Source organism: Pseudohongiella sp. O18, assembly GCF_021729085.1.
Classification (GTDB): Bacteria; Pseudomonadota; Gammaproteobacteria; order Pseudomonadales; family Pseudohongiellaceae; genus Pseudohongiella.
In genome coordinates, this window is record NZ_JAJSAR010000002.1 from 75,294 (window position 1) to 93,798 (window position 18,505).

Genomic DNA, 18,505 nt, shown 5'->3' on the forward strand with positions numbered 1-18,505 from the left:
GAATCAAGCAATAGCTTGCCAGAAACCATCAGTGTTCATGAAGATGGGCCCAGACTATCGCAAAATCACGAACAGCAACGAAACTTCACTGGCTCTGGTTCAGTGCAGTCAATTAATATTCTACCCGATCCTCTCTCGCCAGCCACGTATCAAATGGTAGCGTCGCCGATGCGACTTTCACTTGCGTTAAAAAACCTGTTTCCAGCGCTACTGGTCGAGTCTGCCCGTACAACTGCTCCGCAATGTGCGTGTCGGCAAAGCCAGCTCGTGCGGCTTCGTCGTGCGCGGCAGCAAAATAAACCTTGGGAATACGAGCCCACATTGTGGCCGCCAGACACATCGGACAGGGCTCGCAGCTGCTGTATAGAATACAGTCCTGTATGTGGGCGTGTCCCAGAACTTTGCCTGCTTTACGTATCGCAGCCACTTCCGCATGGGCGGACGGATCATGATTCAGTGTTACCTGGTTCCAGGCCTCGGCAATAACTTTCCCCTCTCGCACAATCACCGCACCAAATGGCCCACCGCCTTCGTGCACGGATTTAACTGCCAGTGAAATCGCTTTTTGCAAATATTGTATATGTGCATCGTCTGTCATCATGGTCCGGCCTTTTGGGCGAGTTTGGGATTCCGTGCTCTTCGAGTTGTCTTTCAGCTGCAGGATTCTCAATTTCCGACAATTTCAGCACAGCAGCTGCATGAAGTCGAATTCATCCCGGTTAGTCCGACTTCCTTACGACAATCGGAGCAAAAGAGCGTTGAAGTCTTCTCGCGACTGGGTGTGCTCCAGCTGTCCAGCTCAGTCGTACAGTAATACTGAAAAGGTGAAATGTAGGGTGTACAACCAGCATTGATAAATCGGACTCAAGCTGAACAGTGAAGGAGCAGAACCATGAGTGATTCTATTGCCAGCCGGATCGAGAATGCATTGTGGGGCGCGTTTATTGGCGACGCACTGGCAATGCCGGTGCACTGGTTTTATTCAACAGATCACATTCGTGAACAGTTCCCCAGCGGTATCGACCAGTATTATCCGGCGCCGCACCCTCATCCGGATTCATTCATGGTGGGCAGCAGTTATCAGCCGGACGTAAAAAAGTCAAAGGCCTGCGATCGCGACTTCGACATTCTTCATGAACACGCCAGCTTCTACCGCACCAGCTACAGTGATTTCAAATTCAAACTGGACGATCGCGAGGGCGAGCATGGCAACGAGACAACATCGCTCGAAGAGCGGATTCACTACCACCATGGCTTACAGGCAGGTGAGTCTACACTTGGCGCCGGACTGCTGCGGTTGCTGATGCGGTCAGTGATCTCCCGCGGCGGGTACAGCCAGGATGGCTTCTTGCAGGATTTTATTGGCTACATGACAACGCCGCGTGACAATTCAGACCCGTACACTGAAATCTATTTGCGCCGCTGGTTCGAGAATTACAGCCTGGGTATCGCGCCAGAGAATTGTGCTGAGCAGCAGCGTCAGGTCTGGTCGATCGATAGCGTCGGCGGTTTGATAAGACCATTGGTGCTATCTCTGCTGAATTCGGACAATCAGTTCATCGCCATGGGAATGGCAATCACTCACCAGCAACTGACGCACCGCTCGGAAGTGGTAAGCAGTGGTCTTGGAGTACTGGTGCCGGCATTGCTGCGATTGGTTAATGGCAGCGATCCTCAGAAAGTATTTAAAGATCTGCTGACGCAGGTACCGTCGCCAGCGATTTCTGGCGATGAGCTTTTCAAGGCATACCGGGAACATGACGGCCCGGGAAATATCCCGGCTGATGAAGCCTGGCGCCTGCACATGAGCTTTCTGAAGGAGGGTGCAGAGACCAGAAGTACGGATTACTTTGCGACGGCCTGCTATGTTGAACAGGCACTGCCACTTATGGCGAAACTTGGGAAAGAGCACGACTGCGGACTGATCAGCACTTTGCGAGCCAATGCGGAAATTGGTGGCGACAGTGTCCATCGTGGGCTGGTGCTGGGGCTGTTGCTTGCAGCGGGCAGCAGCGAGGTGCCCGAGGAGTGGATAACCGGGCTGAAGGATCACGAGGCGCTCAGGGAGGAGATACGGCAGTTCGCTGCTCTGGCGGCGAGCGGTACCGGACATCTGACAAAATAGAAGAGTGCCTGAAGCGGCCTGATCGCGCGCCTGGGGGCTGGTCGCAGCAGGCCTGTTGTACATCGTGTCAAAACGTGACGCGAGGGCCCCACGGCTTGCTTGCAGCCGGTGTATGACTTATTCTTGGCACAACCCATACTTGGCTAAATCTCCTCTTGATGTGCTGTCAGCTGCCTGAAGGTGGCGGCAGATGGGTGGGTTCTGGCCAGGAGTTTCAAGAAATACAACCTGAATTCAGGGAGTTAAGAATGATAAAAACGAAACGCGTGTTGTCGGCGCTCGCTTTGAGTGTCGGTTCCCTCATGTGCGCATCCACCGCATGGTCACAGCATGGCACTGACGTGTCACAGGGTGACTGGCCGGATTACAACGGAAACATGGCCGCCCAGCGTTATTCGCCGCTGGACCAGATTAATGCTGACAACGTCGCCGATCTGGAGATTGCCTGGCGTCTGCCCACCGGCGATTTCGGTGATAACCCTGAATACAACGCAACATTCACGCCGCTGGAAGTCGATGGTGTCCTGTACACGACCATTGGTTCGCAACGTGACGTGGTTGCCATAGACGCCACCTCTGGCGAAGTGCTGTGGCAATGGGAGTCGATTGACAGCCAGGAACGCTACGACAATGCGCCACGTAAAGGCTCCGGGCGGGGTCTGGCCATCTGGCGCGACGGTGACGAGAGTCGTCTTCTTGTCATTACGCCCGGCTTCTACCTGGTATCTCTGGATGCCGAAACCGGTACCCTCGATCCTGAATTTGGCGACAACGGCTTCATCGACATGCATGAAGGTCTGCGTCTTGGACCAGGCCGCGAAGACCTCGACATTGGCTCTTCCATGCCTCCGTTTGTCATGAACAATGTGGTAGTGGTTGGTCCAGCCATGGCCGTGTCCATGCGTCCGCCGTCAATGGCTAACGTCAAAGGTGACGTGCGCGCCTACGATGTCCGCACTGGTGAGCATCTGTGGACTTTCCACACGATTCCGCGTCCGGGCGAATTCGGTTATGACACCTGGCTGGAAAACAGTGCCGATTACACCGGTAACACCGGCGTATGGGCCCCGATGTCTGGCGACCCGGAACTGGGACACGTCTATCTGCCAGTAGAGGCACCTACCGGTGACCGTTACGGCGGTGACCGCCCGGGCGACAACCTGTTTGGTACCAGCCTGGTGGCTGTTGACATCGAAACCGGTGAACGTCAGTGGCACTACCAGATCATCCACCACGACATCTGGGACTGGGATAACCCGGCCGCCCCGATCCTGGCGGATCTGCCTAACGGTCGCAAAATCGTCATGCAGGTTACTAAACAGGCATTTGTTTACACCTTCGATCGCGAGACTGGCGAGCCAATCTGGCCAATCGAAGAGTTGCCAGTTCCGGCCGGTGACGTGCCTGGTGAGTGGTATGCCGCAACGCAGCCGTTCCCGACCAAACCAGCTGGCTTCGACCGTCAGGGCATCACAGAAGATGACCTGATTGACTACACGCCAGAGCTGCGCGCCGCTGCCCTGGAAGCTATCGAGCCCTTCCGCCTGGGTACCAACCTGTATTCTCCACCGTCAGTGCGTGGTGCTGAAGATGGTACGCAGGGCACTCTGAGCCTGCCATCAGCAACCGGTGGTGCTAACTGGGAAGGTGCGGCACTGGATCCAGAAACCGGCATGCTGTACGTACCGTCACGCACAGTAGTGGCCGTGTTGTCGGTAGCCAAAGATGAAAATTCAGACATCGATTTCAGCATGGCGCTGGGTGTGCGTGTACCTCGCGCGATGGGTCTGCCTATCGTCAAGCCACCGTATGGCCGAATCACGGCTATCGATATGGTAGAAGGCGAGCACGAGTGGATGGTTGCGAATGCCGACACACCATCAATTATTGCTGATAACCCCGCCCTGGAAGGCGTGGATCTGCCGCGAACCGGCGTGGAAACGCGCTCCGGTCTGCTGCTGACCAAAACCCTGCTGTTCGCCGGTGAAGGCGTCGGCGGTGGCCCATACCTGCGTGCCCATGACAAGCAGACCGGTGAGATCATTGCCGAGATCGAAATGCCCGGCACTCAGACTGGTCAGCCCTTTACTTACGAGCACAATGGCAAACAGTACGTGGCCATGGTCGTAAGCGGTCAGGGACAACCGTCCGAACTGGTGGCTTACGCGCTGCCCTAATTTGTAAGATTTGGAGTTGTATTGATTATGCGAACTAAGTTTTTCCGGGCGGCGCTGGCGCCGCTCATGCTGACGGCTGGCATCTCTGCCCAGGCACAAACCTGGGTTATTGATCAGGATGCTTCCAGCGTTATCTTCAAGTACTCGTATTCAGACACCCCTTACCAGGGTGAGTTCAAGAACGTCGATGCGGTATTCGAGATCGACCCGTTGAATCCGGCTGACTGCAAGTTTGAAGTGACCATTCCGATTATTGATATGGCCATTGATGACGAAGAGACATACAGCTACATGATGGACATCGAACTGTTTGACGTGGACCGTTTCCCGACGGCACGTTTTGAGGCAACTTCCTGCCGTCTGGAGTCCATGAATTCGTTTGTGGCTGATGGCATGCTGACTATTCGTGACCAGACTCATCCGCTGACGTTCCCATTTGAGCTGACAGTTGATGGCAATCGCTTCAATCTGACCAGCGAAGTGGTTGTTCAGCGTCTGGCGTTCGGTGTAGGTCAGGGCTATTTTGCCAACACCTCAGCAGTTCCGAACGATGTGACTGTTGAAGTTGATGTCTACGCAGAAATGCAGTGACCAATCGGCATTATTAGAACAAGGTAACCGTAATGATCAATAAACCATTTGTTAAATGTCGAACCCTCGCGCTGGCGGTTGTCAGCGCGGCTGCGCTGGCTGGCTGTGATCGTCTGATCACTCCAGACTTCAACACCGAAGTAGCAGAACTGCGTGGTGGTGCCTACACACTGGACAAGACTCACGCGTCCCTGCTGTGGAAGATCAACCACCTCGGCTTTTCCAGCTACATCGGTCGTTTTAACGACTTTGATGCCACTCTGGACTTCGATCCGGAGAACGTTGAAAACTCCAGCCTGGAAGTCATCATCAATACTGAATCGATTGATGTGAACAACCCTGAGTTTGCTGAAGATCTGCGTGGCGAGGACTGGTTCAATGTGGCTGCCTTCCCACAGGCAATCTATAGAACCACCCGTTTTGTTGAAGCGGTCGATGAGGACACCTTTGTTTTCGAGGGCGACCTGACACTGCTGGGTAATACTGCACCTGTCACAATGACCGTTGATTTCAATGGTGGTGGTCGTAACTTCCTCACTCGTCGTTACACGCTTGGTTTTGAGGCAAGTGCTGAATTCCAGCGTTCGGATTTCGGCCTGGACAACATGGTGACCTTCGGCGTCGGTGACGACATCGAGCTCGAAGTTCACGTGGAGTTCCAGGAAGCGCAAGACGAGTAATCCCAGGCTACAGCTGACTGCATTGCCCTTTTATGGGGTCAGCGTCGGTGTAGAAACAAAAAGCCCCGCTTTAAGAAGTGGGGCTTTTTTGTTGGCGCGCCGATCAACCGCGGGTACTTCTGGGTTCAGAGTCCTGCTCAGCGCAGCAGCAGCAACGGTACCTTTGATTGCACCAGCATTTTGGCTGTGAGACTGCCAAACAGTAATTCGCGTAGACGGTTGTGTCCGAATGCACCCATGACCGTCAGCTCAATCTGATGATCGTGCTGGTATTCGAGTAATGCGGGTACAACATCACCCGTTAGCGTTTCTGTCGTTGCCTGCAAGCCAGCAGCCTGCAATTCAGAGCTGGCCTGTGCGAGCAGTGCCTGAGCTTCTTCAGCGTTATTGTTGACGTGCACCACATGGCATTCCATCTCCTGATACAGCGGACTGGAGATAATCATGTTCAGCGCCTTACGGGACGCTTCGCTGCCATCGTAGGCGAGCATCATGCGCTGTGGCGCACTATCAAAAGGACGGTTGACCACCAGGATGGGGCGGTGCAGGGCACGGATGATAGTTTCCAGCTGTGCACCAATGCCTTTCTCACGGTCCTCATGACCTTCGCCGCGAATACCCACTACAAGGACGCGAATCTCATGCTCCATGTCGATCAGCGAGTCGGTCAGGTCACCATGCTGCTGCAGTGACTCAATGCCGGCGACACCAAAATCACAGGCGCGTTCGGTAGCGTGAGTCAGCATGATACGACCCTGCTCCATCAGAATCTTGCTGCGCCGTGACTCCAGCTCCACGAGCTCATCCAGCAGCTCCTCACGGGCGCCAAGGCCGATACTGCCGCTGAGGTCGGAAGAGGGCATGCGGCCCCGCTCAATGTTATTCAGCAGGCGCAGGGGGGCGTTAACGGTATAGGCTACCCACGCGGAATAATCGATCACTGCGCCGGTAAATGAAGACCCGTCGATACAGGCCAATACGGTGGTTCGTTCCGTCATCAGTGTCCCCCCAGTACTTTTTCTATTTCTTCGGGTTTGTCGTGTACGCCGAAGCGATCGACGATAGTGGCGCTGGCCTCATTCAGTCCAATCACCTGAACGTCGGCGCCTTCGCGGCGGAACTTGATGACTACTTTGTCCAGCGCGGCGACGGCCGAGATGTCCCAAAAGTGTGCACGACTCAAGTCTATCACTACTTTGTTCAGAACTTCCTTAAAATTGAAGTTGCTGGCAAAGCGATCAGCCGAGTTGAAGAACACCTGACCGACCACCGTGTAATGGCGGGTCTGCGTTTGCGCATCAAGCTCCGACGCCACATACATGAAGTGGCTGACCTTATTGGCAAAAAACAGTGAAGCCAGCAGCACGCCGGCCAGCACACCATAGGCCAGGTTGTGGGTGGCAACCACCACAACCACGGTTACCAGCATCACCAGCGTGGTCGATTTGGGGTGGTGTTTGATGTTGATGATGGAGCTCCAGCTGAAAGTGCCGATTGAGACCATGATCATCACCGCCACCAAAGCGGCCATGGGGATCATCGATAGCCAGGGACCCAGAAACACCACCATGATCAGCAGAAACACACCGGCGCAAAGCGTCGAGAGGCGTCCACGCCCGCCGGATTTCACGTTGATCACCGACTGCCCGATCATCGCGCAACCGGCCATGCCGCCGAGCAGGCCTGCGCCAATATTGGCGATACCCTGGCCTTTACACTCGCGGTTCTTGTCGCTGGGTGTGTCGGTCAGATCGTCGACAATGGTTGCTGTCATCAGCGATTCCAGTAGGCCAACCACTGCCAATGAGACAGAGTAGGGCAACACAATCATCAGGGTATCCAGCGTCCAGGGGACATCCGGCAGCAGGAAAACCGGAAGTGTGGCAGGCAACTCGCCCATGTCACCCACGGTGCGCACATCGATACCGTATATGACCGCGATGGCCGTCAACGACAGAATGCATACCAGTGGTGAGGGTATCGTGCGGCCAACCACCGGCAGATAAGGAAACAGGTAAATAATGCCCAATCCAGCCGCGGTCATGGCGTAGACATGCCAGGTGACATTGGTCAGCTCCGGCAACTGCGCCATAAAAATCAGAATTGCCAGGGCATTGACGAAGCCAGTGACCACTGATCGGGATACGAAACTCATCAGATTACCGAGCTTCAGGTAGCCGGCGACGATCTGTATCACCCCTGTAAGCAGCGTCGCGACCAGCAGATACTGCAGGCCGTGTTCTTTGACCAGCGTCACCATCAACAGTGCCATGGCACCAGTGGCGGCAGAGATCATGCCGGGACGTCCGCCGACGATGGCCGTGATCACTGCGATCGCAAAAGACGCATACAGACCCACTCGCGGGTCGACACCAGCGATGATGGAGAAGGCGATTGCCTCGGGAATCAGAGCCAGGGCGACGACAAGTCCGGCGAGCAGGTCGCCACGGACATTTCCAAACCAGTCTTTGCGTGTTGAGTATAAAAGCATGGTCATTCCGTAGTTAAAGATTACCCAGGTCCGGCATTGGCTGACAGACGGTTTGGGTAGCAGTTGATTAAAATGCGCCACGCTTGTTGGATTGTTGTGCGCGAGGCTGGTGATGCAAGCGTGTCTAAGAAGGCGCCTGATCCTCACATCTGGAATTGATGCAAAGGCCGTTGCCCTATGGTGGCGTTCCGAACATGAAGATAAGCTGCGTCGAATATGCGGTCGTGCAAAGGGCGCGAATTATAGAGGAATTATCGTGGCAGCGCGACCGATATGAGGCTGGCGAGCAATATCAATACGCTGGAAATTAACAGACAGGCACCCAGGCCATAGACCTGAAACACCCAGCCGGACAGCACGGTACCCAATAACCTGCCCATGGCATTGGACATGTAGTAGAAGCCCACATCCATTGAGACATTCTCCCTGTCTGCGTAGCTGACGATCAGATAACTGTGCAGTGATGAGTTGATGGCAAACAGCACACCAAACACCAGCAGACCGCAAATCAGCAAGAGGCTGTCGGGCAAATTCTGGGTAAGCGCAAGTGCAATCAGGGCGGGAACCAGTGTCAGCGCAGCCGCCCATCCCATTGCCGTGCGGCCGGAAACAGGGCGACTCTGGTCGCGATGGATGAAGCGCGGCGTCAGACCCTGAACCAGGCCATAAGCTATAATCCACGACGCCATGAAGCCGCCAGTCTGACTTGAGGACCAGTCCAGTGCCTGCGACAGGTAAACCGGCAGGGCGACGACAAACCAGACATCGCGCGCGGCAAACAGGCACAACCTGGCTGCCGACAGGACATTGACGGCCCGGCTTTTTGAGAAAACATCACGAAAACGTGGTTTGGCGTTGCTGCGGCCAAGATCATCCTTTAATAACATCAGGCTCAGGCACCAGATCACTAGTAACGCGCCGGCCATTGCGCCAACAGCGCCCTGAAAGCCCAGCCAGGCCAACAGCACACCACCCAGGAAAAAGCCGGCACCTTTCAGGGCGTTTTTGGAGCCCGTCAGCAAAGCAACCCAGTGGAACAGGGTGCCGTGGGCCTCGGCAGGTACCAGCAGCTTGATGGCGCTTTTGGCGCTCATTTTGTTCAGGTCCTTGGCGATACCGGATAACGCCTGGGCTGTCATGACCCAGGCAACCGTCAGCATACTGGCCGGCACCAGCAACATGCCCAGGGCCACAATCTGCAGGAACAGCCCGATATTCATGGTGCGATTCAGACCCACGCGGGCGCCCAGCCAGCCACCCACCAGATTGGTGACCACACCAAAAATCTCGTAGAACAGAAACAGCAGAGCGATTTCCAGCGGTGTATAACCCAGCTGGTAGAAGTGCAGCACCACCAGCATGCGCAGTGCGCCGTCGGTCAGCGTGAAAGCCCAGTAGTTGCCGGTGACAATCAGATACTGGCGGACGTCAGGTGAGAGCGGTTTGCGCATTACAGGCGACACTTATCCGTTCTGTTGGTCCAGCGTGCCGACCTTTATCGCCAGCTCAGCCGTGCGGTTGGCGTAACCCCACTCGTTGTCATACCAGGCATAGATCTTCACCTGAGTGTCGTTGACGACCAGTGTGCTGAGTGCATCGATGATGCTGGAACGTGGGTCAGTCCGGTAATCGATGGACACCAGAGGACGCTCCTCATATCCCAGAATACCTTGCAGATCCGTCTCTGACGCCTGCCTCAGCAACGCATTGACCGCCTCTGCGGTGGTTGGCTTGTCAACTTCAAACACACAATCGGTCAGCGAGGCATTAGCAAGTGGTACACGAATGGCGTGCCCGTTCAGCTTGCCTTTCAACTCCGGAAAAATGTGAGTGATCGCCGTGGCCGAGCCAGTGGTAGTTGGGATAAGACTTTCACCGCAGGCGCGGGCGCGTCGCAAATCCTTGTGTGGCGCATCCAGTATGGTCTGGGTGTTGGTGATGCTGTGAATGGTGGTCATCGAGCCGTGTTTGATACCCAGGTTTTCATGGATGACTTTGACCACAGGCGCCAGGCAGTTGGTGGTGCAGGACGCGGCTGTGACGATCGTGTGTTGGCTTGGGTCGTACAGCTCGTCATTGACCCCCATGACGATGTTCAGCACACCCTCCTCTTTAACGGGCGCCGAGACAACGACGCGTTTTACGCCCTGATCCAGATAGCCCTGCAGTACTGCCACGGTTTTCATGCGGCCGGAGGCCTCAATAACAAGGTCGCAACCAGACCAGTCGGTATCGGCAATCAATGTGTTGTGCGAGACTGATATGCGTTGCCCCTTAACCAGCAGGGCGTCACCGTCCGCCTGGCAGTCATGCGCACTGCGGCCATGAACCGAGTCGAAATTCAGCAGATGAGCCAGTGTTTCAGTGTCACCTCCCGGATCATTGATATGCACAATTCGAGCTTTTGGCTGCTCCAGTAATACACGTGTGGCCAGACGACCGATGCGTCCAAAGCCATTAATACCGATCCTGATAGTCATGAGCAGCTTCCTGTGGTCTGTAACATCTCAGTTGAAGCGCAGGATTGAAAAGGGCTGCGCCGGTTGATTGTCTGCAGTCGTTGCATGGGCGTTTCGATTTTGCCCTGCGAATGCCGTCTGGCGTCTGACAGTGTGGATTTCATCCAGTCCAACAGACCCGGATGCAGCCGATAGTAAACCCACTGTCCTTCCCGTCGATCACTGACGATGCCACACTTGCGCAGCTGTGCCAGATGGCGCGAAATTTTTGGCTGGGGCATTTCCAGCGCGGCCATTAGCTCGCATACACAAAGTTCACCGGCCCGCTCAATCAATAGCAGGCTCAGCATCCGCGTTTCATCCGCAAGTGCCTTGAAAAACTCCAGTGCCGAGGGAGGGGAATAGTTTTCTGGCATATTCGTTTTCCCGAATATCTGTTGAAACGAATATAGTCCCTGGCCGGGATAACTGCAAGCCTCAGTGGGGAATGGACTTGTATCGATCCGACCGGCTATGCTGGTGCGTATCAAGGGTGGTAGGGAGTAATCAGAGAATTGTGGATCATATGACCGACCAGAACGAAAACAAGCCTCAATCAGGCACTGACGTCGAGGCACCATCGGAAGTAGCTGTTCCTGAACCTCAGCGGCGGGTAAATGCCCTGGTATTGGGTCTGGCGGCGCTGGTGTTGATTGCCATCGCCTGGCGAATGCTGCCCAACGCCACGATTCCCGCGCCGCCTGATTTCTCAATGTACACGGATACCGAACAACGCAAACAGATGTTTTTCGAGTATTTTCTCCCGCTAGTCACTTTGCGTAACCAGCAGATCCTCGAGCAACGCGAGCGCCTGCTGTCTTTGAGCGAGCGGCGAGGGTCGCTAATGTTCTGGCAACGCATGTGGCTGCAGCAACTGGCCGAAGAATACGAAATAAGCGATTTCGATGTCGCTTCCGACGAAGACTGGGAAGTGTTGATTCGCCGCGTCGACATCGTGCCCCCGTCATTGGCGCTGGCACAGGCTGCCAACGAGAGCGCCTGGGGTGGTTCGCGGTTTGCCGTCGAAGGCAACAACTACTTTGGCCACTGGTGTTTTGTCGCCGGTTGCGGCCTGGTGCCGGAAGATAGGCCAGCCGGTGCCCAGCATGAGGTGGCAGCCTTTGATTCGCCACTGCATTCGGTGCAGCGTTACATCCACAACCTCAACAGTCACGAGGCCTACCTGGAGCTGCGTCGACGCCGTGAAGCATTGCGCGAGAACGACCGGCTGGTTAGCGGCCTGGAACTGGTCGGCGATCTGGATCGTTACTCGGAGCGCGGTGAGGCCTATATTGATGAGCTGAGCGAGATGATTCGCTTCAATGAGCTTGATGAGCTGGATGAGACGATAGAGCCCGACAGTACAGTAGACTGACACTCCGCTACCGACAGATCCTATACTGAGCTTTTCGCCTTGGCTGACGTAGGCACACTGACTTATCTGATTCAGGGATAGTGCACAGATTTTCAGGTCGCAGACAGTACAAACAAAAAAGCCCCGCTCGAGAGAGCGGGGCTTTTAGTTTATCCAACAAGACTGCCCGTGAGGGCAGTGCCTATTAGAAGCGCTTGGTCACACCAACCTGGAAGGTGCGGCCCAGCGGGTTGCCGATACGTGGATCGTAACCCAGCTCCTGACGAGAGGCAGGCGGCATTTCGTCCGCGATGTTCTCGATAGAAGCTGACAGGGTTGCATCCCAGTCCAGCAGGTCCAGGGTGTAGTGGAAGTCCACAGATACCCAGTCTTCACCAAACACACCGTACAGGCTTGGGCCGTAGGGGTCAGTGCTGCCAATCTGACGACCAGACGGTGTCAGAGCAGCGTCACCAACGCGTGTACCGTCTGCGTTGAAGTAACGGTCGTCCTTAACTCCTTTGATGTACAGAGCCTGCAGACGGAAGTTGTGGTCGCCCTGAGCGTAGTTCGCTGTCAGGTTGCCGCGCCATTCGGAAACAGCGTTGGCAATGGTTGCGAAGTTCAGGAAGCCCAGTCGGTCAGCGCCCGGTTCAATCTGGAAGCCGTCCAGCGTGGTTTCAGTGTACTGGAACTTGTTGATCTTGGTGGCTGTTGCACTCAGGGTCACGTCGCCAGAGAACGCCGGGAAACCATACGTGGTCTGGATGTCAAAACCAGCAGTCAGCTGGCCAGGACCGTTACCAAAGTCAGTACGGATTTCCGAGAAGTCGGCTGCAGTCGTTACGCCCTGCACACACTGGCCGTTGAAGGTCACACGACCAACGAGCGGGTGTGAACAGTCAGCCAGCGCGCTACCATTAGTCGGTACAGCACCTGAGCCGGTTGGCGAAATGCTGAACACTGAGGAGGCGATCTGGTTAACTGAAGCCAGCAGGCCCAGCTCGTTTTCAGTTTCAATATTGAAGTAGTCAATGATGAAACGGAAGTCGCTGCCAGCTGTGAAGCCTTCAGATTGCCAGATGAAGCCTGAACTCCAGACAGTGGCTTCTTCTGGAACGATGTCAGAGCGGGTTACCGTCTGTGCGCCACGCCAGTTACCACCGGCGACGGTGTAGCTCGCAGTGCCGCTGGCAAATTCACCTGGAATGATATCCGCGCCAGGAGCCTGGTAGTTGGTGCCGTACGAGCCACGGACTGACATGTTGTCGGTGATGTTCCACTGGCCAGAGACCTTGTATACCGTTGAATCCAGTCCGCCCGAGAACTCTTCATAACGTGCTGCTGCTGACAGGAACACGTTATCCAGCACAGGCAGGCTCAATTCACCGAATACGGAAGTCTGATCCTGGGTGCTGAAGTCAGCCGGGTTGGTTGAGAAGAACTGGAATGGACCCGGTTCGTCAGGCGTACAGCCGTTGTACAGAGGGTCTGAAGGGTCGCGTGGTACCTGACCGTCTGTGGCTGGGTTCTGACACGGACGTGAACCGTTGTACAGCGGATCTGTCACGATTTCCTGGTTTTCGGTGGTACGGAATTGTGCACCAGCCGCCCAGCCTACGATACCGCCTGGCAGTTCCAGTGGTGTCTCGCCGCTGAATACGGCGTCAAAGGTCAGGTTCCAGTTAACGTCACGAGTCGCACGTGGGTTAAACATCCACTCGATCAGCTCGTCCGGGTTCTCTGCGCCTGGTACATAGCTTGGGTTGGCCAGGCCATAAACCGGCTGTTGAGCAAAGTTGGAAGCAAACGGGTTGTACCAGCTACAGCCAGCTGATCCTGCCAGGGCAGGGTTCTGAGTACCGAAACGGTTCGGGTTCAGGTCGGGTACATTACAGTTTGGACCACCAAAACCATTCAGCGCTTCCTGAACGTTGTACAGCATCATGTCGGGGCTGTCGGCGTAGAGGTTGGACTGGTTGTAGGTGGTAGCGATATCGTAGGTGATGCCGTTGTCGAACTCGCCCTCAAAACCTGCCACCAGGTGCGTGAACTTGTTGCGGATTTTGCTGGGGGTTGAGTACTTGCCATCTTCAGCAAACGTATCCAGACCACCGTGTGCGAACGCGCGGTATGTGATGGGCGTGAAGCCCTGAGTCACAGCCCATGCCGGGTTATTGATAAAGCCGGTACGGGTCGCGAAATCCTGCACAAACGGGTTGTTCTTCGGCACATACAGCTGGTATGTCGCGCCGCCGTGGATGGCAGGACCGCGGATTACTGGCTGTGAGGGCGAGCCGTACTGGGCAGGTGTATCCACCATGGAGTAGGCTGCGCGTGCGTAGAATTCCATGCTGTCAGTAACCTGTGTGGTTACCTGACCAAACAGTCGGTAAATGTCATTCTCAGATACGACGTTGTAGTAAGGAATGTAGTTGTATGCACAGGTGAAGCTGTTGACATACACACCACCGACGGCTTCACAGGAACTCTGGGTGAAGTCGGAGATTACGCCACCAACCGGGTTGCCCCAGTCGCCTGCACCGTTCGAAGAAGCAGGGTTATAAGTCTGTGTTGCAGGCAGCGCGCCGCGCGGCAGCCAGCCAGCCAGGTTGGTCAGTGTTGACCAGGGGGCTGGGTTGACGCCGTAAGGCAGATCAGTAAAGGGGCGCTCGTCTGCGTTCAGCAGTGAACGGTGATCCCATGAAGCAGCCCAGACGACATCGGTTACGTCGCCGCTGAAGCCGCCTACGATACCAACGTTCCAGTCGCCATCAGAACCGTCGATAGCCTTGTATGAAGACTGGATTTCAATGCCTTCAAAGCTGTCGCGGCTGATAAAGTTAACAACACCGCCTGTGGCGTCCGCACCGTAGGTTACAGCCGCGCCGTCTTTCAGGATCTCGGTGCGCTGCAGTGCGATTGATGGAATAACAGAGGTGTTTTGCGTAACGCGGCGACCGTTGAACAGCGACAGTGTTTTGTCGGAGCCGATACCGCGCAGGTTGTATTGCACGCTACCAGTCAGGCCAGCGCCGCCGAAGTAGTAGGATTCACCGGTAGTGGCACCAGAGATACTCAGGCTTTTGGCGAAGTCCAGTGCAGAAGGCGAGCCGGACAGTGCCAGATCGTCCTGGGAGTAAACTTCTACGGGAAGTGCGGCATCAACAGGTGTGCCACGAATCAAGGAACCGGTAACTACAACTTCTTCAATTTCCGGCTCGGAGCCTTGCTGTGCGAACACCAGGGTTGGTGCCACCAGTGAGGCGCATGCGATACACCGGTACAGTTCTTTCAGTTTCATCGGGTTTCCCCCCCCTTAGTACTTATTATTTACTGCAGTTAAGTTGCCACCTGTATACGTGTAACGGACACACAAACAGATAAGAACTGGAACGCAGTACCCCGTTTGCTTGAGGTAATAGCAATACTCGGCTCTATCACTCCCGGCCATAAAAATAGCCAGTGCCTACAGGGACCTTTGTCAGCCCTCTTCACGTTGTTGCTTTTTGCAGTTTCTGTTTGTTGTTGTTATGCGTCTGGCGGATCTGAATTGTCACACTTCCCACGGCAGGTACTGCTCGAGAAGTGTTACCAATCTCCACAGAATGATCATTTTGTTTCTTTTCGTAACGCCATGTTTTGAAACAAAAATTTTGCAATCAAGACCTGTGCGATCGATCGCTCGAAGCATAAACCATGTTTTTTGACAGAGTCAATTTTTTCTTCAAACTGTGTCGAAAGCGGTCAAACTGTAACGACTGATTGGTTGGAATCCTTCAATTTCAGCGCGGCAAAGGACATCAGACATGAATAAAAACAGGGAGCCGGCAGCAACAACGCTGTTGATCGGTACAAAAAAGGGCGCATGGTGCCTGACGCTTGGCAGTGACAGGCAGCTGCGGCAATTGACCGGGCCTATGCATCTGGGGGCAGTGGTCAGCCACTACGTGGAGGATCCGCGCCGGCCGGGTTATCAGCTCATGGCCGTGGGCAGTGGGCATCTTGGGCCGTCTGTATTTGTGTCCACAGATGCAGGCGAGACCTGGCGGGAGTCGACGCAGCCGCCTGCATTTGCCCCAGTAGGCTCAACAGCCAGGGCCGTGGATCATGTCTTCTGGTTGACGCCGGGACACGCCAGTCAGCCTGATGTGTGGTATGCCGGCACCTCTCCCCAGGGCCTGTTCCGGTCCAATGATGGCGGAATGAGCTGGCAGGAGGTGGTCGGGCTGAACCACCTGGCTGAATTTGTGGACTGGCGCGGCGGTGACAAGGACGGCACACCGGATGGTCCGAAACTGCATTCAGTGATCGTGGACCCGACTGACGCGCGACACCTGCTGATTGGCATGTCCAGCGGCGGCATTTTTGAAAGCCATGATGAAGGTGGCACCTGGCGACCCCTGAACAAAGGCGTTGCCATGGACTTTTATCCCCCTAAAGAAGATGGCAGCGAATATGAGTATGGTCACGATCCACACTGTGTGGTCATGCACCCAGTTCATTCAAATCGGCTGTACCATCAAAACCATTGTGGTATCTATCGTATGGATCGTGACAAGGGCGAAACCTGGCAGCGTATCGGTGACAATATGCCTGTCGAGATTGGTGATATTGGTTTTCCCATGCTGGTGCATCCGCGCGACCCGGAGACGATCTGGGTTTTCCCCATGGATGGCTCGGGACAGTGGCCGAGAACCAGTCCTCAGGGTAAACCTGCGGTGTATCGCAGTCACGATGGCGGCATGAGCTGGCAGCGACTGGATAAAGGTTTTCCTGTCTCGCAGGCCTGGTGGACGGTCAAACGTCAGTGTATGGCAGTAGATTCACATGATCAGACGGGCGTATATCTGGGGACCACCAACGGCCAGATCTGGGGCAGCTTTGATGGTGGCGACTCCTGGCAGGGGCTGGCCATGGATCTGCCACAGATTTATTCAGTAGAAGTGGCTGAGCGGGCTGAGTAATGAACATCACTGTCACCCTGCCCAGTCAGCTGGATGACTATACCGGTGCTCAGCGTCACCTGGTCTTGAGTCTGCCGGTTAACACCCTGACACTGGCAGGCGTTCTGGATGCGCTGGAATTGAAATTCCCGGGCCTGAGATTCAGAGTGGTAGACGAACATCAGCGTATCCGCCGGCACATTGCCATGTTTGTGGGCGAAACGCTGGTTCATGATCTGACTGTGCCAGTGCCGGATGGTGGTCGCATACAGATTGTGGGTGCCTTGAGTGGAGGTTGAATGTAGACTGCCTGTCATCATCAATATGACGGGAGAGTATTCAGATGCAAACGGGTTTCAAGGCGGTTTCAGTAGGCGTGCTGATGATGTTGTCTGCCGGCACCGCTCTGTCGCAAAGTGCCGGGTCATCTCTGCCCTGGTCGGATCGATTCGACACCGCGTCACCAGCCACGGTTGGCTTGTCTGATCAGGCTCTGCAGTCTGCAACATCCGCCCTGCGCGCGCGCGTGGAAGCCAATGACATTGCTGGTGCTGTTGCGGCGATCATGAAGGACGACAAGCTCGTGTACGCCGAGGCGGTGGGCTGGCGCGACATTGAAAGCCGTGATGAGATGCCGCTGGATGCGCTGTTTCGCACCTATTCAATGACTCGACCAGTGACCGCCGTGGCAATCCTGCTGTTGCATGATCAGGGGCTGCTGGACGTCAATGACCCTGTCAGCCAGTACTTGCCTGCCTTCGCCGATCAACCCGTGCTGATCGATTCTGCCAATCCAGACCCCGGCGCAGTGCGGGCCAGGGTGGGCGATATTACACTGGCCCAGTTGCTGACGCACACCTCAGGCCTGGGCAGTCGCAGCAGCTCACTCTATCGCGCCAATAATGTACATAGCTATGACCAGACACTGGCGCAGGTGGTTGACAATGCAGCGGCTCTGCCGCTGTTTGAGGATCCGGGTACCCAGTTTCGTTATGGTCTGCATGCCGAAGTATTGGGGCGCGTGATTGAGGTGGTGACGGGGCAGCCCGTTGATGTCTACCTGGAGGAGCAGCTTTTTCAGCCGCTGGGTATGACTGATACCGTGTTTTACGTCGATGAAGAACGTGCCCCACGACTGGCAACCGTGTATCGGCCGGATGACGCAGGGCAGTTAAGGGCGATAGAGATGGAGGACATTCCCGTCACCGAGCGCCGGACCTTGACCAGCAGTGGTGTGGGCCTGGTTTCCAGCACTGCAGATTTCCTGTCGTTCTCCCACGCCTTGTTGACCAACACGCGACCCGATGGTGAGGCATTGTTCAGCGAACAGACGCGGCGTCTGGTATCGGAAAATGCCATTCCTGATGCGCTTCTGCCAATCGGTAGTGGCGGGTACTGGCTTGGCTCGGGATGGTCGCTGGGCGGCTTTGCGGTTGCGATGGACCCAGCTGCCTACAATCACCCCGTCAGCACCGGTGAGTACTGGTGGGATGGATCAGCTGGCACCCGTTTCTGGATCGATCCCGTCAATAATATGATTGCTGTGATCATGGCACAGGTCTCACCCGCCAGTGGTAATGGCTTTCGGGAAGAGTTCAAATCGAACATCGTTGATGCTCTGAACGGCCCGGCTGGCGAGTAAG

At 55.4% G+C, this 18,505-nt stretch carries 15 protein-coding genes; 8 read left to right on the forward strand and 7 right to left on the reverse strand.

Features of this window, described 5'->3' with window-relative positions; translation table 11 throughout:
* Nucleotides 1–112: 112 nt before the first annotated feature.
* Entirely contained in the window at nucleotides 113–601 is a 489-nt protein-coding gene (locus tag LVD14_RS07655; protein ID WP_237133500.1) for a nucleoside deaminase, read from the reverse strand.
* Between the two features lie 291 nt (nucleotides 602–892).
* Between LVD14_RS07655 and LVD14_RS07660 the strand changes: the two genes are divergently transcribed.
* The 4 genes from LVD14_RS07660 (at nucleotide 893) to LVD14_RS07675 (ending at nucleotide 5,573) form a co-directional block, all read left to right on the forward strand.
* Nucleotides 893–2,125, forward strand: coding sequence for an ADP-ribosylglycohydrolase family protein (locus LVD14_RS07660; protein ID WP_237133501.1), 1,233 nt, complete (start codon nucleotides 893–895; stop codon nucleotides 2,123–2,125).
* A gap of 248 nt (nucleotides 2,126–2,373) precedes the next feature.
* Nucleotides 2,374–4,302, forward strand: coding sequence for a PQQ-binding-like beta-propeller repeat protein (locus LVD14_RS07665; protein ID WP_237133502.1), 1,929 nt, complete (start codon nucleotides 2,374–2,376; stop codon nucleotides 4,300–4,302).
* Between the two features lie 27 nt (nucleotides 4,303–4,329).
* Entirely contained in the window at nucleotides 4,330–4,893 is a 564-nt protein-coding gene (locus LVD14_RS07670; protein WP_237133503.1) for a YceI family protein, read from the forward strand.
* A 32-nt stretch (nucleotides 4,894–4,925) separates the two neighbouring features.
* The gene (locus LVD14_RS07675; RefSeq protein WP_237133504.1) at nucleotides 4,926–5,573 is read left to right on the forward strand and encodes a YceI family protein; all 648 of its coding nucleotides are present in this window, start codon (nucleotides 4,926–4,928) and stop codon (nucleotides 5,571–5,573) included.
* 137 nt (nucleotides 5,574–5,710) lie between these two features.
* Here LVD14_RS07675 and LVD14_RS07680 read toward each other — a convergent pair whose 3' ends face one another.
* The 5 genes from LVD14_RS07680 to LVD14_RS07700 all read right to left on the reverse strand — a co-directional run bounded on the left by LVD14_RS07680 (nucleotide 5,711) and on the right by LVD14_RS07700 (nucleotide 10,939).
* Nucleotides 5,711–6,571, reverse strand: a complete 861-nt coding sequence (locus LVD14_RS07680; RefSeq protein WP_237133505.1) for a universal stress protein — start codon at nucleotides 6,569–6,571, stop codon at nucleotides 5,711–5,713.
* Nucleotides 6,571–8,064, reverse strand: a complete 1,494-nt coding sequence (locus tag LVD14_RS07685) for a SulP family inorganic anion transporter (RefSeq protein ID WP_237133506.1) — start codon at nucleotides 8,062–8,064, stop codon at nucleotides 6,571–6,573. The genes LVD14_RS07680 and LVD14_RS07685 overlap by 1 nt, the downstream gene beginning before the upstream one ends.
* A gap of 251 nt (nucleotides 8,065–8,315) precedes the next feature.
* Nucleotides 8,316–9,515 (reverse strand): organoarsenical effux MFS transporter ArsJ, encoded by a 1,200-nt coding sequence (gene arsJ, locus LVD14_RS07690; protein WP_237133507.1) that lies wholly within the window; start codon nucleotides 9,513–9,515, stop codon nucleotides 8,316–8,318.
* 12 nt (nucleotides 9,516–9,527) lie between these two features.
* A complete protein-coding gene (locus tag LVD14_RS07695; RefSeq protein WP_237133508.1) occupies nucleotides 9,528–10,544 on the reverse strand; it encodes an ArsJ-associated glyceraldehyde-3-phosphate dehydrogenase in 1,017 nt (338 codons plus the stop codon).
* Entirely contained in the window at nucleotides 10,541–10,939 is a 399-nt protein-coding gene (locus LVD14_RS07700) for an ArsR/SmtB family transcription factor (protein WP_237133509.1), read from the reverse strand. Before LVD14_RS07700 ends, LVD14_RS07695 begins: the two co-directional genes overlap by 4 nt.
* Before the next feature lie 149 nt (nucleotides 10,940–11,088).
* Here LVD14_RS07700 and LVD14_RS07705 point away from each other — a divergent pair, with 149 nt between their 5' ends.
* The gene (locus LVD14_RS07705; protein ID WP_237133510.1) at nucleotides 11,089–11,937 is read left to right on the forward strand and encodes a glucosaminidase domain-containing protein; all 849 of its coding nucleotides are present in this window, start codon (nucleotides 11,089–11,091) and stop codon (nucleotides 11,935–11,937) included.
* A gap of 184 nt (nucleotides 11,938–12,121) precedes the next feature.
* Here the strand turns inward: LVD14_RS07705 and LVD14_RS07710 are convergent, their stop codons facing one another.
* A complete protein-coding gene (locus LVD14_RS07710; protein ID WP_237133511.1) occupies nucleotides 12,122–15,220 on the reverse strand; it encodes a TonB-dependent receptor domain-containing protein in 3,099 nt (1,032 codons plus the stop codon).
* Nucleotides 15,221–15,725: 505 nt separating this feature from the next.
* Between LVD14_RS07710 and LVD14_RS07715 the strand changes: the two genes are divergently transcribed.
* The 3 genes from LVD14_RS07715 to LVD14_RS07725 are packed head-to-tail and all read left to right on the forward strand — an operon-like array spanning nucleotide 15,726 to nucleotide 18,504.
* The gene (locus LVD14_RS07715; protein ID WP_237133512.1) at nucleotides 15,726–16,883 is read left to right on the forward strand and encodes a glycosyl hydrolase; all 1,158 of its coding nucleotides are present in this window, start codon (nucleotides 15,726–15,728) and stop codon (nucleotides 16,881–16,883) included.
* Nucleotides 16,883–17,161, forward strand: a complete 279-nt coding sequence (locus LVD14_RS07720) for a MoaD/ThiS family protein (RefSeq protein WP_237133513.1) — start codon at nucleotides 16,883–16,885, stop codon at nucleotides 17,159–17,161. The genes LVD14_RS07715 and LVD14_RS07720 overlap by 1 nt, the downstream gene beginning before the upstream one ends.
* 44 nt (nucleotides 17,162–17,205) lie before the next feature.
* On the forward strand, nucleotides 17,206–18,504 hold the full coding sequence (locus tag LVD14_RS07725) for a serine hydrolase domain-containing protein (RefSeq protein WP_237133514.1): 1,299 nt from the start codon (nucleotides 17,206–17,208) through the stop codon (nucleotides 18,502–18,504).
* Nucleotide 18,505 lies beyond the last annotated feature (1 nt).